Genomic DNA, 13,481 nt, shown 5'->3' with positions numbered 1-13,481 from the left:
GTTTTATGCGAATTACAAACTTATTAACAGCAAACACGATTAAACTAAACGTACAAGCAGTGTCAAAGGATCAAATCCTAGAAGAATTAGCACAAGTATTAGTAGATGCCGGCAAAGTGAGCGACAAAGCAGCGTATGTTGCGGATCTACAAGCGCGGGAAGCACAGAGTTCTACAGGTATTGGGGAAGGAATAGCCATTCCACATGCAAAATCAGCAGCAGTTTCTGCACCAGCGATTGCATTTGGGCGCCAATTAGCAGGTGTTGAATATGATTCACTAGATGGTCAACCAGCAAAATTATTTTTCATGATTGCGGCAAACGAAGGTGCAAATAATGATCATTTAGAAACGTTATCAAAACTTGCAACATTTTTAATGGATCCAGAATTCAACGAAAAAATGATGACAGCTTCGACAAAAGATGAAATTTTAGCAGCAATTGAAGCAAAAGAAGGTGTCGAGGTTGCAGAAGATGTTCCAGTAGTAGCAACTGAGCCAATAGAAATGACAACATGCAAGCGCATTTTAGCTGTAACAGCATGCCCGACAGGTATCGCACATACGTTTATGGCGGCAGAAAAGCTTCAAACAACAGCAGCGCAAAAAAATGTAGCAATGAAGGTGGAAACAAATGGTTCGGGCGGTGTGAAAAATCGGCTGACAGCAGAAGAAATTGCAGATGCAGACGTAATTATCGTAGCTGCCGACACGAAAGTTGAGATGGCACGTTTTAATGGTAAAAAAGTCATTCAAACAAAAGTGGGTAAAGCAATTTACGAGGTAGATGCATTAATCGACCGTGCAATTTCTGGCGATGTGCCGGTGTATTCGCATGAAGGTGGCGGAGACGCTTCGAATGAGCATTCAGAGGGAACTGGCGGTTTCCAATTTTATAAACACTTAATGAATGGGGTATCGAACATGCTGCCATTCGTTGTGGGTGGCGGTATTTTAATCGCACTTTCATTCTTTTGGGGCATTAACTCTTCGAATCCGAACGACCCTTCGTACAATGAATTTGCAGCAATGCTTAACACAATCGGTGGCGGTAACGCATTCTTCTTAATGGTGCCAGTATTAGCAGGATTTATCGCCATGAGTATTGCCGATCGTCCAGGTTTTGCACCGGGTATGGTTGGTGGTTTATTGGCCATTACAGTGACAAATGATGCAGGTGCTAACTCAGGCTTTATAGGTGGTTTACTTGCAGGGTTCTTAGCAGGTTATATTGTATTAGGTCTCAAAAAAGTATTCGAAAAATTACCTACACAGCTTGAAGGGTTAAAACCAGTTTTATTCCTACCGGTGTTTGGTATTGGATTAACAGGTATTGCGATGATGCTAGTAAACCCTCAGCTTACGAAGTTATACACGGGGCTTACTAGTTTCCTAGAAGGTTTAAGTGGTACAAACACAATTCTTCTCGGCTTACTATTAGGTGGGATGATGGCAGTTGATATGGGCGGTCCACTCAACAAAGCCGCATATACATTTGGAATCGCGATGCTAGCTAGCGGTAACTATAACATTATGGCTGCGGTAATGGCCGGCGGTATGGTTCCTCCATTAGCTGTAGGTTTAGCAACAACATTCTTTAAAAACCGTTTCACGAAGCAAGAACGTGAGGCAGGGAAAACGGCTTATGTTCTTGGAGCATGTTTCATATCCGAAGGTGCCATTCCATTTGCCGCAGCAGACCCTGTTCGTGTGATTCCTTCATTTGTGCTTGGTTCTGCAATAGCGGGGGCATTAACAATCATGTTTGACATCGCATTACGTGCGCCACATGGTGGTATTTTCGTAATGGGTCTTGTAGACGGTGGTCTAGGAAAAGCAGCACTTTACTTAGTAGCTATTTTAATCGGTTCGGCAGTAGCAGCTTTTTCGATTGGATTACTTAAGAAAAAGGCTTAATAATAGGAGGTACTTTCTTCATCAAAGCGATTAGTTCACGCCAACCCCAAAATCACATTAGAGTTTTATGTACACCTATTGCCGAATGCAGATAATGACATTGCAGGCATTTTTCACAACGCTATCCAAAGTAACATTAAAAAATCGGGAAAACTCCTGCGGACAAATTGCGGACAAATCCATAAATCCACGCTTAAGGTAGGTAATCTTATAAAAAAGAAAAGCCCGTAAATATTGATATAACAACGTTTACGGGCAATTGAAATAATGGTCTCTACAAGTCTCGAACTTGCCCGCAATAAATTTAAGATAAATTAAATTCATTTCAGTTAAATAAGCCTGATTTAATAATGTTTTTAAGAAGCGCAAAATCAATACAGTTAAATAAAATCAGCACAAAAAAATAATTCTGCGGACAAAAGAGTAAACAAGTGGTTTGTATTACTCTTTTTTTGTTTTTTGTATTATAAATCTTCTGTTTATATAGGTAGGGGTCTCTGTATGTAACTTGCCTGTTCCTATTGCACTTTCTACTAACGATGATAACACCGCTAGGCGAGTTATCCAATTGATTGTATATTATATATCTTGTACGCGACAAAACCGCCTAAACGCTAGGGCGGTTTTATATTGCTATGTGCGTCCCTATGAATAAATTCTCCTTTGCTTTAAATTCCACTAACTCGACGGATTCTCACTGAATAAACGTTTTAGGTAATACAATCAATAACAGGTTCTCCAGTAATTAAGTATATGACCGTCTATCCTGTTGCAGGGTATGACAGCATGTTATTGAATTTAAATGGTGCTCATAGTCCGTTTTTTACGCGATCCATTGTTATTATTGAAGATAGCAACGGAAATTTAGGAGTAGGCTAGGTTCCAGGTGGCAATGAAATCACTCAGATATTAGAAGAAGCAAAGGAATTGATTTTAAATCAAAAGCTCGGAAACTATAAAACTATTTTAACAACGATTCATGTTGTGACAGCGGTAGAAGCAGCATTACTCGATTTAGTAGGGAAACATTAAACGTACCCATATGCGACTTATTGGGCGATGGTAAGCAACGTTCAAGTGTTAAAATGTTAGGGTATTTATTTTATGCAGGAGACCGAAAGAAAACAGATTTACCTTATCTCACATGGGAACGTGCAGAAGATAATTGGACTTATTTGCGCTATCAAGAAGCACTTACACCTGAAGTAATGGTGAAATTAGCAGTAGCTGCATATGAACATTATGGATTTGAAGATTTTAAATTAAAAGGCGGCGTGCACAAGATGAAATGGATGCGATTGAAGCATTGGCAAAATGTTTCCCGAACGCGCGAATTACATTAGATCCAAATCTATCGCATTGAAAGACAATAGGGTTAATTTATTTGAAACTATCAAAATCTTTTTTACAAAATGTTATGACCCGATGTTCTTGTAATTGTACGTTTCGTGAAGGAGGTTAACACAACTGTTTATACACGAATTATGCATTATGCGGGAGTCCACATAGTTTAAAAATTGAATAATTCTGATTAAGAAACCTAAGGTATAATATTTTATATGTATAGTATTAAAAGTATGAACTTCTTGTCCTTTTACAGCTGAATAGGCAGGGGATTGTAAAGTATCGAAAAGAAGGGAAATTAGCGTTCTATTCATTAGATGATCGTATTAATGGCAGATAACCTTGATAAACTTCCAAATACGATAAAGCAAAGTAAAAAAGCTCTGATGATTATTAAACAAAACATTATTTTTTCAATTATTATAAGGTAATTGCAATAGTGATGATTTTTCTCTGAATGGCTTACTCGATGGCTAGCAGTTTTAAGTGATCAGGGGGCTGCATTATTTGTTATTCTAAACTCGCTTAGTTTAATTAGAACAAAGTAAACGAAGGAGAAGTTATATATTAAGTATTTGGAGACAGAACTTTAACTGAAGATGGTTTAAAAGTTTATATAAACTTTTAAATTGGTGTCCAAAACTTTTTGTCTTTTTACAGAAAATCTCGCTTTCGTCTCACTATTTAAAGTATACTTTTGAGACAACTATAACTTCCTATAATTTATATTATGTAAACTAGAAAAAATCATCGGTAGAAGTGGGTCTGTCCCCTTAGATCTCCTTTATAATTTTAACATCAATAAAGCAGTTTATTTAATCTAACTGTATAAATAATGTGTAAAATAAAATCAAAACTCGTAGCAACTTTATTGATATAGCTACGGGTTTTGAAAGCATTTCTTGCCTTTTACTTTGATCTTAACAAGCGAAGCGAGTTTAAAATAACAAATAACACAACTCCAGTGTCGTTTAAAACTGCTAGCCATAGAGTAAGTCATCCAGGGAAAATCAACGCTATTGTAATTACCTTAATAATAATTGAAAAGATAATATTCTGCTTAATAATTATTAAGCTTTTTTACTTAGTTTTATCGTATATGGTAGTTTATCTAGATTATCGGCCATTAATACAATATAAGCTGTTTCAATAGTCGTATCAGTACCTGTGCCACCCATAGCGACTGTGTAGCCTTCATTTTGAAGCTTCTGAATGTCAGTCACTTTATCTTCCGGTAATAAATTTGCAAAGTAGCGTTCAACATTTACTTCAGTAGCAATCATTTTAGCAGCACCATCATTATCAACGGCTAACATTACCGTATGATTATCATTGTTTTGCTTAAATAAATTTAAGGTTGAGACAGTTGAAGATCGAATTTTATCTGATAAGGAAATTAAGCTGAAATCTGTTTATCTGTACCGATTATAACTACCGTTTTGCCGATGTTTTGAGTTTCAATGACTTTTTCACTCAGCGTAGTTAAAGGGACACCAAGCTCTTCGAACAACTTCAAATTTCCAGCATATTAAATTGTTTTCCTATTTTAGCTTGAACGCTCTTCCCTACTATACTTTGAAATCCGTACTACTTTTTCTCAATATTGCGATATACTACGTAATTTTTAATGGCTTTAGCAATAGGATGAGTGGAATATTCCTTAATGTTAGCGCTATGGCTAGTAATTCCTCTTCAGAAATCTCTTCCACCTGAGCCTCAGATACTGTAGGATTACCTTCAGTTAATGTCCCTATTTTATCAAATGCAATGGTATAACTCTTTCCGACAATCTCAAGGAATGTATCACCTTTAATAAGAACGCCATTTTTAGTTGCATTTCCAATAGCTACAATACTAGAGGTGTATAGATGCTTGCAAATTTATCAACAAATGCTTCTGTCGGTGCTTTTTTGTGCTTCTTCTGTAGCTTTAGAATCAAGTTTGATCAAAAACAATCCACAGACCCATAATTTAAGCTAAATTAAAAGAACCCGTTTTGAACAAAGTTTGTTCAAAACGGGTTAATTCTTTGTGAAACAGTGTGCAATTTTTATAAAAAAGTTTAATCATTCCTACTGTCGAATATCATTATTGAAGTAAATACTGACTAATTTAGAGATGTTAAGCATTCCTTTTTAAACCATAGAACTCTATTCAATCGATTAAGTTGCCAGTAGTTAAATTATAATTTAACCGGAACGATTCAGTAACTGCCTCTGATTCCATTGGTGTGACTATATATTTCACTTCTAACAAGAATCGATTATTCTGGTTTTCTAGTACAGTAATTTGATATCCAGATACATGTGTGTCACTTGTAAGTGAAACAAAAGCGTTTTCTATACTCTGATTGATTTTATTCTTCACATCTTCGTTTCCAAGTTTATGAATCTTCGGTAGATCGAAGTAACCTGTAGAACTACCTTTTTTCTCCCATATAAGGAACGCGCCATTGTTATTCTGTTTCACTTGTTTCGCAACTAGTTCCTTGGGTGCTGCCTCGTACTTAGAAAGGCTTGACTGTTGTACTCGAACTCCTGCGCCTAAATCGTAGACATTCATGTTGCCTTCTTTCGTAATTTTATGCACACGCCACATAGAACCCTTCTTTGCATTCATGTGGAACTGTACTGCGCCATTAGCATCTCTCTTATAAACCTTTACGTCTTTTGTAAAGACAAGTCGGCCAATTTGATAGTCGTATAATTCGTTTGCACCCCACATTACCTTTTCTTTTTGAGTCGAAGCATTTGTTGCCAGAGTAGATGCATCTACTGAGTTTCCTGCGATTGGTGAGAATAGCATCATTGCTGCTAGGACCCCTGCGCCTATAGTGCGTTTCTTCATGTTTATCTTCTCCTATAATTGAATTGATTTTAAGATTCAGAAAGTTGCTCTCCGATTGAAAATAGTAAAACCTTTAACAAATGATTTTTTCCAATTCTTTCTACTATTATACAAAGAACACATGAGAATGTATATTTCGCAAGAGATCTTTTTCACAATATGCTCCGTTTGTTGAATAAAAAAATCTGTACATTAACAGAGGATTTTTAATCAAACTTTTTTATAAATATCGCGACTTTATTTTAAACATCGTGTCTTTTTTATAAACATCGGAACTTTATTTCAAATCTACATCTTCTTATAGATGAATAATTTTAGCAATAGTAATATCAAACCTTTACTTTGTAATCTTCTTATTCTTCTTCATCAATTTCCCAATTTTCTTGTTGTGAAAAATCATATTCACACCAATTTTTCCAGTGTATATTGCTTTTCCCTAGTTCAATTAAATTGACGTCACGATGTTCTATTGCTCTTTCTAAAGATTTAAAAAATATATTTTTACTTGGTGGTAAATCTTCTACTTCTATATGCTGCCAATTTTCAGTCTTATAAAATGGTATCCATCTTGAATCCAAGTTAAACGTTTCTAGCAATTCATGCGCATTCAAGAAAAAAGCTGGTCGTAGCTCTTCTTTAATTAAACGTAATAGTGACGTTTCATATTCTATTGGATCATCAATAGCTAAATCATATGTTTGATACTGTTTAGGAACGAAATGGTATTCGTAGGTTTTTTCTAAAATAGTGATTTTGCCGTTAAATAGTTGTTCTTTTGATAATGCTTCTTCTGTTTCAAATTGAATAGTATCCAACGCTACAATACCAAAAGAAATGTCTGATTGGGTTGAATAATAATATACATCAGTTTGTGGACAGTCTTGATCGATACCTATTACTTGGAAAATTAGTAACCACTCATCTTTTTGTAGAAAAACATTAATACTTGCTGTAACGTAATCAAAGTTAGCATTTTCTAAAATAAGAAACTCATATTCTTTATAATGCATATCTAATATCGTAGTTAGATTCATATTTTATCTCCTTTTCTTTATCCCGCTTATTGTTCCTCCTTGTTTTCTTGAACAAGATATACAGTGAGGGAATAGTCTTTGTTTTTGTCCTTTTTTTGCTAATCCATTAGGAGGTTGATGATCTAGAACCCAGTTCCCTTTCTTTGTATCAGCTTTTTTAACTCCACACGTATGACATCCATGTTTATTCCCTATTTTATTCATTACTCTTCTTTCTTTTGTAGTGAAATCTCGTTTTTGACTGCGAGCTGGATAAGTTGTTTATTTTTACTCTAAATAAATAAGAGCCTTACTACATTTAGATATGGAATAAGGCTCTTAAAAGTTGATTGCTGCTATAATTATTAATCTTCAATCTCACTTCCCTGCACAGTTATTTCATTAAGATGCTTGATTATAAATTCTGCATCAAATCCTACGCCTTGTAGGAGGGCTGAACCACGACGATGTTGCCAAGGTAATCCAATAAAGTATAATCCTTTTACATTCGTTACACCCCGATGATGAATGATTTTCCCCTCTGCATTAAATAAATCGTCAATTTCTAACCAAGGGTAAATAGAATGGAAACCAGTTGCCCATATGATATTCTGGACCTTTGTAGTTGTTTTATCTTCAAAGGTTATTTCGTTATGTATTCCATTTATCACTCTAGGTTTTAAAATAATCTCTTTTCTCTTAAGTGCTTCTTTCAATTCATAACCAAAGATTGGATCACCTTTTTTCCGAATGGTTTTTCCCAAAAAAGAATTTGCACTTGCTTTAAGTATTCCGAACTTATCAAACCACCAGAAGATGCTTTTCTCCTGTATGGCTAAAGGCAAATAGGTTATCTTATTACTTATTGCTAAAAGTGTTTCTCTTTCCTTTGATAATTCATAAGCAATTTGAGCGCCACTGTTACCACCTCCTACTACAAGTACATTTCCTTCTTTCAACTGAGCAGGATTTTTATATTGTATCGAATGAATCTGAAAAACATCATTTGTTATATTACTTGAAAAGGGCGGGATTCTTGGAGATTGAAATGCCCCCGTTGCAACGATTACTTGTTTTGATTGAACTACACCTTGATTAGTTTCTATAGTAAAAATACCTTGTTGATGTTGCATTTTAACTACTTCAGTTTGAAATTGTATAGGAAGGTCAAATTCTTTTACATATTGCTTCAAATATGTAACTATTTCATCTTTCGCCGGGAATCCATGCCTTTCACCTTCAAGTGTTAAACCAGGTAAAGCATCGTACATTCTTGGGGTAAACAAAACTAAAGAATCGTATCGATCTTTCCAACTCTCTCCAACCTCTTTTCCTTTATCTATGATTAAAAAGTTGTGTTTAAATTTTTTTAAATAAAAGGCAGCAGCAAGACCCGCTTGTCCAGCTCCAATTACAATCGTGTCATACATAAATTTAGCTCCTTATTGTTTAGTAGACATGTTGTAAATTCTAGATGTTATTTTTAAAAATCGTTTTCAAAGGTAACGGCATAGTTGTTATAAGTAAAGCCTTGAACATGATATGCCTTCATTTCTTCTTTTGTGAGTTTCACTTGTTTACAGGCATTAACATTACATTCCTTTTTAAGTGCCAATGCAATAACAATCAGTTGTTTGATATGTTTATTATCTAATGAATAAAACGCTAATTTCCCTACTTTTCGGTACTTTACAATCCCCTGCCTATAAACGATGAGAAGCAGTTGCAGCAGAAAGACCCATAATATAGGCAATATCATAGACATAACTCATCAACTTTGCCTAATGCATAAGATATTCCTGTCCTATTTCCATCTGCAATTAATTTAACAATTGGACTACATTAGATACATTTTCTCTTTTTATATTTTACTTTGAATTCGATTAATTATTTTTTCGTTATAACAATAAATTCCATAAGTATCTTTCTTACTACTATAGATTACTCCTTTCATTCAAATGATCATTTGAATATAATGTACCATTTTTTTACTGATATTCAAACCGTTATTTGAATGAAAATAAAAAAGAATTGGATTATTCCAATTCCGAAATATTATGTATGTATTCAAATAAACTACTGTATACTACTTACAATTATCAGTAAGTGTTAAGTAAATAAAAAGAATATATTTAGAAGTTGAGAAAATTGTTCTGATCATACACCTATTAGCTGCGAATAAGATTTAAACAGCTTTGTTACCTTTCTGGATTCATATAACCGATCATTGGAATCAAAAAATATTACTAAGGCACTTATTCATCGGTATACAACAAGAATATCCCGCATATCGGCTCGTTTATCTATGAATACGGCTGCCAGGCTGTTGTCAGTTGATCGCCCCTTGGGTCTGCTATTATTTTCTTGTAAAGCCTTATTTGACATGCAAAAGCAAAACACCATTTTGTATTTTTTTCAAAATGGTGTTTTGCGTGAATAGTATTTTAATCTGTTATAAGACTTTTCATCTGTAAAAGCATATCAACATGAGGAATATTATCTTCTAAATATGTTTCGGATACAGCTTCAAAACCAAAGGAGCCATAGAATTTTCTTAAATACTCTTGAGCTTGAATTTTAACAGTTGTTTCTTGTAATTCGTTTTGAATAAAATCAAGCCCCTTTCTTAAAAGTTCCTGTGCAATCCCTTGTCCCCTGTATTCTTTTTTTACAATGACTCTTCCAATAGATACTTCTTGATAAGCAACACCTGCAGGTAGAATTCTTAAATAGGCAATGATTTCCCCGTTATCTTCTTTAAAAAGATGATAAGAAAAAGGATCTTTACCATCCACTTCTTGATAAGGACAATTTTGTTCCAACACAAAAATCAAGGTTCTTTCTTTTAAAATATTGTATAGTTCCACATTTGATAACTCGTCAAACTCTTTTAATTTCCAATCCATCTAACTTCACCTCTTATATTTTTTAAATGCAACAAATAGAATGTATCAACTTTTCTGCGAATTATTCTTTCTTTAAAAGATGATTCACATCATTGATTTGGTTGTATTTTGAAATATTCATACTCATTCGCCTTTCGGAAGTTATCCAATGGTTTTCGTCATAATCAAATCAATTTGTTCTTCCTCACCCATAAAAAATGAATGCGATCCTGTCTCAACGAATCCAGCTTTTTTATAAAAAGCAATCGCGTTTTCATTTTTCTCCCATACACCAAGCCAGATTTTCTTTTTATTGCTTACCTGTGCAATTTCTAACGCTTTTTTGAATAGATGCTTACCGAGCCCCTGCTTTTGGAATTCACTTTTTATATAAATTCTCTCAACCTCGAGGAAATCCTCTCCCATAGCTTCTGATTGCGCACTATCGGTATTGATTTTTAAGTATCCAGCGATGTCATTATTCACACTAATGAAAAAGAATTGAGAAGAACTATTAACTAATTCCTTTTCTAACTGTGTTCGGTTAAATGCCCGATTCAAATAGGCTGCCATGTTTTCAGGAGAATTTTGGTGCTGAAATGTCTCTTGAAAAGTTTTGGCGCTGATTTCTTGTAGGTTAGGTAAATCTTCTAATGTACACTTTTTTATATGAATAGACATATAGTCCGCTCCTATCTTATCAATATTGTCGCTTATTGCCCTTTTTTACATACTCCCAGTCTTTTTCCACGTTTGATCTTACACGCTGCAGCAAGTTGAAAAGGATTTCCGCTTCTTTTTCGGAAAAGCTTTCTAATGCCATTCGGTCAGAATAATCATGTTCTCGTTTAATAAAAGGATAGACTTTTTTTGCCTTTTCGGTTGGAAATAGTTTTTTGATTTTTTTATTTTGTTTATCGTCTTTCTTTTCAATGAAACCATTCAATTCGAGCTTCTTTATAGCCCGAGCTGCAGTAGTCCGGTCGACTTTTAGCATTTCTGCTACTTTCTCTTGAATGATACCAGGATTTTCACAAATACGTACAAGATACAGGTACTGCCCTTTTGTCAGGTCATATTCTTTGAATTCAATATTGCTGATAGAATCTAATGCTCTGGAAATCATTCCGATTTCTCGAAGAATTTCTTTCATAACTATCTCCTCCCTAGTTTTTATTGTAAATACAACAAAAACTTATAATGAATTTAACATTAATTTATTGCATTTGCAACAAAAATAAAACGACCAAATTTGGTCGTTAATTTGGAAATATGGTTAAAGTTCCAGTATGGCCTTCAGTCCTTCTTTTCTTGAGCAGCATACGAAGGTCTTAGAAAGTTTTTAATGAACAATCGTTTAAAAATGCTTGTTTTTGTTTTCTAGAAAGGAATTGTGTCATTTCAATCTCTTGATATCTAAATAACACACGGGTTTCATCCATCATTATGGGCTCTGTCAGCAATTTTGGATTCTTTTTAATGCGATGATACAATTCATCGATAGTAAGCTTATCTACTTCTTGCTGAAGGGCCATACCATCCTTTGACCGTGTCGATAGAAATTCTAGTTCTCCAGGCTCGCAATAATAAAGAAACTGCAAATAATCTTCATACTGAAACGGTCTTTTGGTTAAATCATACACCTCATACTGTATCCCGTGTGTTTCAAACCATTTCATCGCTCTTTTTGTATTCGCTTTCAATGAATGCGAGAAAATCTGTACTGTCAACTTGTCCACCTGCTTTTAAAAAGTGAAAGGAGCAGACGATTTGTCTGCCCCCAACCTTTAGTTTTTGGATTCGATTTGCTCTGTTACCCTCTCATCCGCTAAAGGTTTGTCCGATTTTTTTACTTCGATATACTGAATGTGATGGCCCTCTTTCTGGGAAATAGAGAACGTATAGCCTTGATAATAGATTTCCTTGTTCATATCTAGCTCGATATCCATCGTAAAATACCAGCCGCCCAATGTATCGATTCCATCTGCATTAAACTCAACAAATAGTAATTTTTCTACATCCGTTAAAAGTATCGTCGCATCTACTAAATAATGCTGATCTGCCAGTTTACGAACTTCCGGAATTTCATCATCATCAAACTCGTCACGGATTTCCCCAACAATTTCTTCTAGAATATCTTCTACGGTTACTAACCCGCTTGTTCCGCCGTATTCATCCAGCAAAATCGCAATATGGATTCGTTCGCGCTGCATTTTTTGCAGAAGATCATGGATTGGCGTTGTTTCAATTGTGCGGATGACTGGATTCACGAAATGAGTTAGTTGGAATGTTTCGGCAGAAACGCGATTTTTCATCCCTAATGTTAAAAAGTCTTTAATATTTAGGAACCCAATAATATTATCACGGTCCCCTTCAAAAATCGGATAGCGCGTATAGCGCTCCTCGGAAACGATTGTCAGCACTTCTTCAAAAGAAGCATGCAATTCAAACCCAACAATATCTGTACGCGGTACCATAATTTCCCGCGCAATACGATCATCAAATTCAAAAACATTGTTTACATAATTCAATTCGTTTTGGTTAATTTCACCTGACTTATAGCTTTCTGAAAGCAGAAGACGCAGCTCCTCCTCCGTATGAGATAACTCATGCTCTGAAGCGGGTTTCATACCGAATAGCTTAAGTAAAAGACGAGCCGAGCCGTTCAATACCCAGATAAACGGATAAAGGATTTTATAAAAAATTTGAATTGGTTTAGAAAACGCTAGTGTGACAGCCTCCGCTTTTTGAATAGCGATTGTTTTTGGTGCCAGTTCCCCTACTACTACGTGTAGGAAGGTCGCGATAATAAAGGCCGCCCCGATAGTGAAAACATGAATATAGTCAGTGGAAATACCAATCGATTCAAACATCGGGTGAAGAATGAATTCAAATGTAGGCTCCCCTACCATACCAATACCAAGGGCTGTTACGGTAATCCCCAGCTGACAGGCAGATAAATATTCATCTAAATGTGATGTAACTTGTTTTGCTGCTTGGGAACCGGTTTTACCTTCCGCCACAAGCTGATCAATACGTGATTGACGCACCTTAACGATCGCAAACTCGGTTGCGACGAAAAATGCTGTAAGCGCAATTAAAATTGCAAAAATAATCAAGTATATGGTCGTTGACAAATGGCTGTTCTACTCTCGTAGTAGAACATTCACCTCCTAAAATATTTACAATTATACTTTTCTCAATGAAACTATAACGTTGTGGTTTAACTATAACGTTTCGGTTATGCACTGTCCACTATTTATCCGTCTCTGTCACAAAATGCTCAAACCTTTTCTTATTTTCTCTTCATTACAGGACTTTTCTTGATGGAAATCATTACTTACTAGTTGGAGATCAAAAGAGGCCTCTTTGTTAAAGCCGCTTTCGCCTTTTCCAAACAGCCAGCTTACTATTGCACACAGTAAGCTGAAAGTCGCCGTTCACTATTTTTCTTTTCTTTAGTCCAGTAGGACGGC

Annotated in this window: 10 protein-coding genes and 3 pseudogenes; 3 read left to right on the top strand and 10 right to left on the bottom strand. The window is 35.2% G+C overall.

Annotation, left to right across the window (positions count from 1 at the left end):
* Window positions 1-5 precede the first annotated feature (5 nt).
* From AA0Y26_RS11350 to AA0Y26_RS11340, 3 genes and pseudogenes are all read left to right on the top strand, one after another.
* Window positions 6-1,916: a fructose-specific PTS transporter subunit EIIC gene (locus tag AA0Y26_RS11350; RefSeq protein ID WP_413367927.1), complete on the top strand. Its 1,911-nt coding sequence runs from the start codon at window positions 6-8 to the stop codon at window positions 1,914-1,916.
* A gap of 753 nt (window positions 1,917-2,669) precedes the next feature.
* Window positions 2,670-3,267: pseudogene (gene gudD, locus AA0Y26_RS11345) on the top strand (glucarate dehydratase); the annotation flags it as partial.
* 313 nt (window positions 3,268-3,580) lie between these two features.
* A pseudogene (locus tag AA0Y26_RS11340) lies at window positions 3,581-3,808 on the top strand (cation-transporting P-type ATPase); the annotation flags it as partial.
* Window positions 3,809-4,330: 522 nt separating this feature from the next.
* Here AA0Y26_RS11340 and AA0Y26_RS11335 read toward each other — a convergent pair.
* The 10 genes and pseudogenes from AA0Y26_RS11335 to AA0Y26_RS11290 all read right to left on the bottom strand — a co-directional run bounded on the left by AA0Y26_RS11335 (window position 4,331) and on the right by AA0Y26_RS11290 (window position 13,142).
* The gene (locus AA0Y26_RS11335; protein ID WP_413367925.1) at window positions 4,331-4,576 is read right to left on the bottom strand and encodes a hypothetical protein; all 246 of its coding nucleotides are present in this window, start codon (window positions 4,574-4,576) and stop codon (window positions 4,331-4,333) included.
* Window positions 4,577-5,414: 838 nt separating this feature from the next.
* The gene (locus tag AA0Y26_RS11330; protein WP_413367923.1) at window positions 5,415-6,107 is read right to left on the bottom strand and encodes a hypothetical protein; all 693 of its coding nucleotides are present in this window, start codon (window positions 6,105-6,107) and stop codon (window positions 5,415-5,417) included.
* 353 nt (window positions 6,108-6,460) lie between these two features.
* Complete coding sequence (locus AA0Y26_RS11325) at window positions 6,461-7,141, bottom strand: DUF7003 family protein (RefSeq protein ID WP_413367921.1); 681 nt, start codon at window positions 7,139-7,141, stop codon at window positions 6,461-6,463.
* A gap of 344 nt (window positions 7,142-7,485) precedes the next feature.
* Window positions 7,486-8,550, bottom strand: coding sequence for a flavin-containing monooxygenase (locus AA0Y26_RS11320; protein ID WP_413367920.1), 1,065 nt, complete (start codon window positions 8,548-8,550; stop codon window positions 7,486-7,488).
* A 155-nt stretch (window positions 8,551-8,705) separates the two neighbouring features.
* Window positions 8,706-9,074: pseudogene (locus AA0Y26_RS11315) on the bottom strand (ArsR/SmtB family transcription factor); the annotation flags it as partial.
* A 490-nt stretch (window positions 9,075-9,564) separates the two neighbouring features.
* Window positions 9,565-10,026 (bottom strand): GNAT family N-acetyltransferase, encoded by a 462-nt coding sequence (locus AA0Y26_RS11310; RefSeq protein WP_413367918.1) that lies wholly within the window; start codon window positions 10,024-10,026, stop codon window positions 9,565-9,567.
* A 141-nt stretch (window positions 10,027-10,167) separates the two neighbouring features.
* On the bottom strand, window positions 10,168-10,686 hold the full coding sequence (locus AA0Y26_RS11305) for a GNAT family N-acetyltransferase (RefSeq protein WP_413367917.1): 519 nt from the start codon (window positions 10,684-10,686) through the stop codon (window positions 10,168-10,170).
* A gap of 19 nt (window positions 10,687-10,705) precedes the next feature.
* Complete coding sequence (locus tag AA0Y26_RS11300) at window positions 10,706-11,158, bottom strand: MarR family winged helix-turn-helix transcriptional regulator (RefSeq protein ID WP_413367915.1); 453 nt, start codon at window positions 11,156-11,158, stop codon at window positions 10,706-10,708.
* 178 nt (window positions 11,159-11,336) lie between these two features.
* A complete protein-coding gene (locus tag AA0Y26_RS11295) occupies window positions 11,337-11,735 on the bottom strand; it encodes an ArsC/Spx/MgsR family protein (protein WP_413367914.1) in 399 nt (132 codons plus the stop codon).
* 57 nt (window positions 11,736-11,792) lie between these two features.
* Window positions 11,793-13,142 carry a hemolysin family protein gene (locus AA0Y26_RS11290; RefSeq protein WP_413367912.1) on the bottom strand — a complete coding sequence of 450 codons (1,350 nt, stop codon included), beginning with the start codon at window positions 13,140-13,142 and terminating at the stop codon, window positions 11,793-11,795.
* Between the last annotated feature and the right edge of the window lie 339 nt (window positions 13,143-13,481).

The organism is Lysinibacillus canaveralius, from assembly GCF_047301505.1.
Taxonomy (GTDB): Bacteria; Bacillota; Bacilli; order Bacillales_A; family Planococcaceae; genus Lysinibacillus_B.
This window is presented reverse-complemented; position numbering and strand designations above follow the sequence as displayed.

Excerpts from the sequence above, each read along its gene's own strand:
- AA0Y26_RS11350 (WP_413367927.1), top strand. The coding sequence starts at position 6 with ATGCGAATTACAAACTTATTAACAGCAAACACGATTAAACTAAACGTA.
- AA0Y26_RS11335 (WP_413367925.1), bottom strand. The coding sequence starts at position 4,576 with ATGTTAGCCGTTGATAATGATGGTGCTGCTAAAATGATTGCTACTGAA.
- AA0Y26_RS11330 (WP_413367923.1), bottom strand. The coding sequence starts at position 6,107 with ATGAAGAAACGCACTATAGGCGCAGGGGTCCTAGCAGCAATGATGCTA.
- AA0Y26_RS11325 (WP_413367921.1), bottom strand. The coding sequence starts at position 7,141 with ATGAATCTAACTACGATATTAGATATGCATTATAAAGAATATGAGTTT.
- AA0Y26_RS11320 (WP_413367920.1), bottom strand. The coding sequence starts at position 8,550 with ATGTATGACACGATTGTAATTGGAGCTGGACAAGCGGGTCTTGCTGCT.
- AA0Y26_RS11310 (WP_413367918.1), bottom strand. The coding sequence starts at position 10,026 with ATGGATTGGAAATTAAAAGAGTTTGACGAGTTATCAAATGTGGAACTA.
- AA0Y26_RS11305 (WP_413367917.1), bottom strand. The coding sequence starts at position 10,686 with ATGTCTATTCATATAAAAAAGTGTACATTAGAAGATTTACCTAACCTA.
- AA0Y26_RS11300 (WP_413367915.1), bottom strand. The coding sequence starts at position 11,158 with ATGAAAGAAATTCTTCGAGAAATCGGAATGATTTCCAGAGCATTAGAT.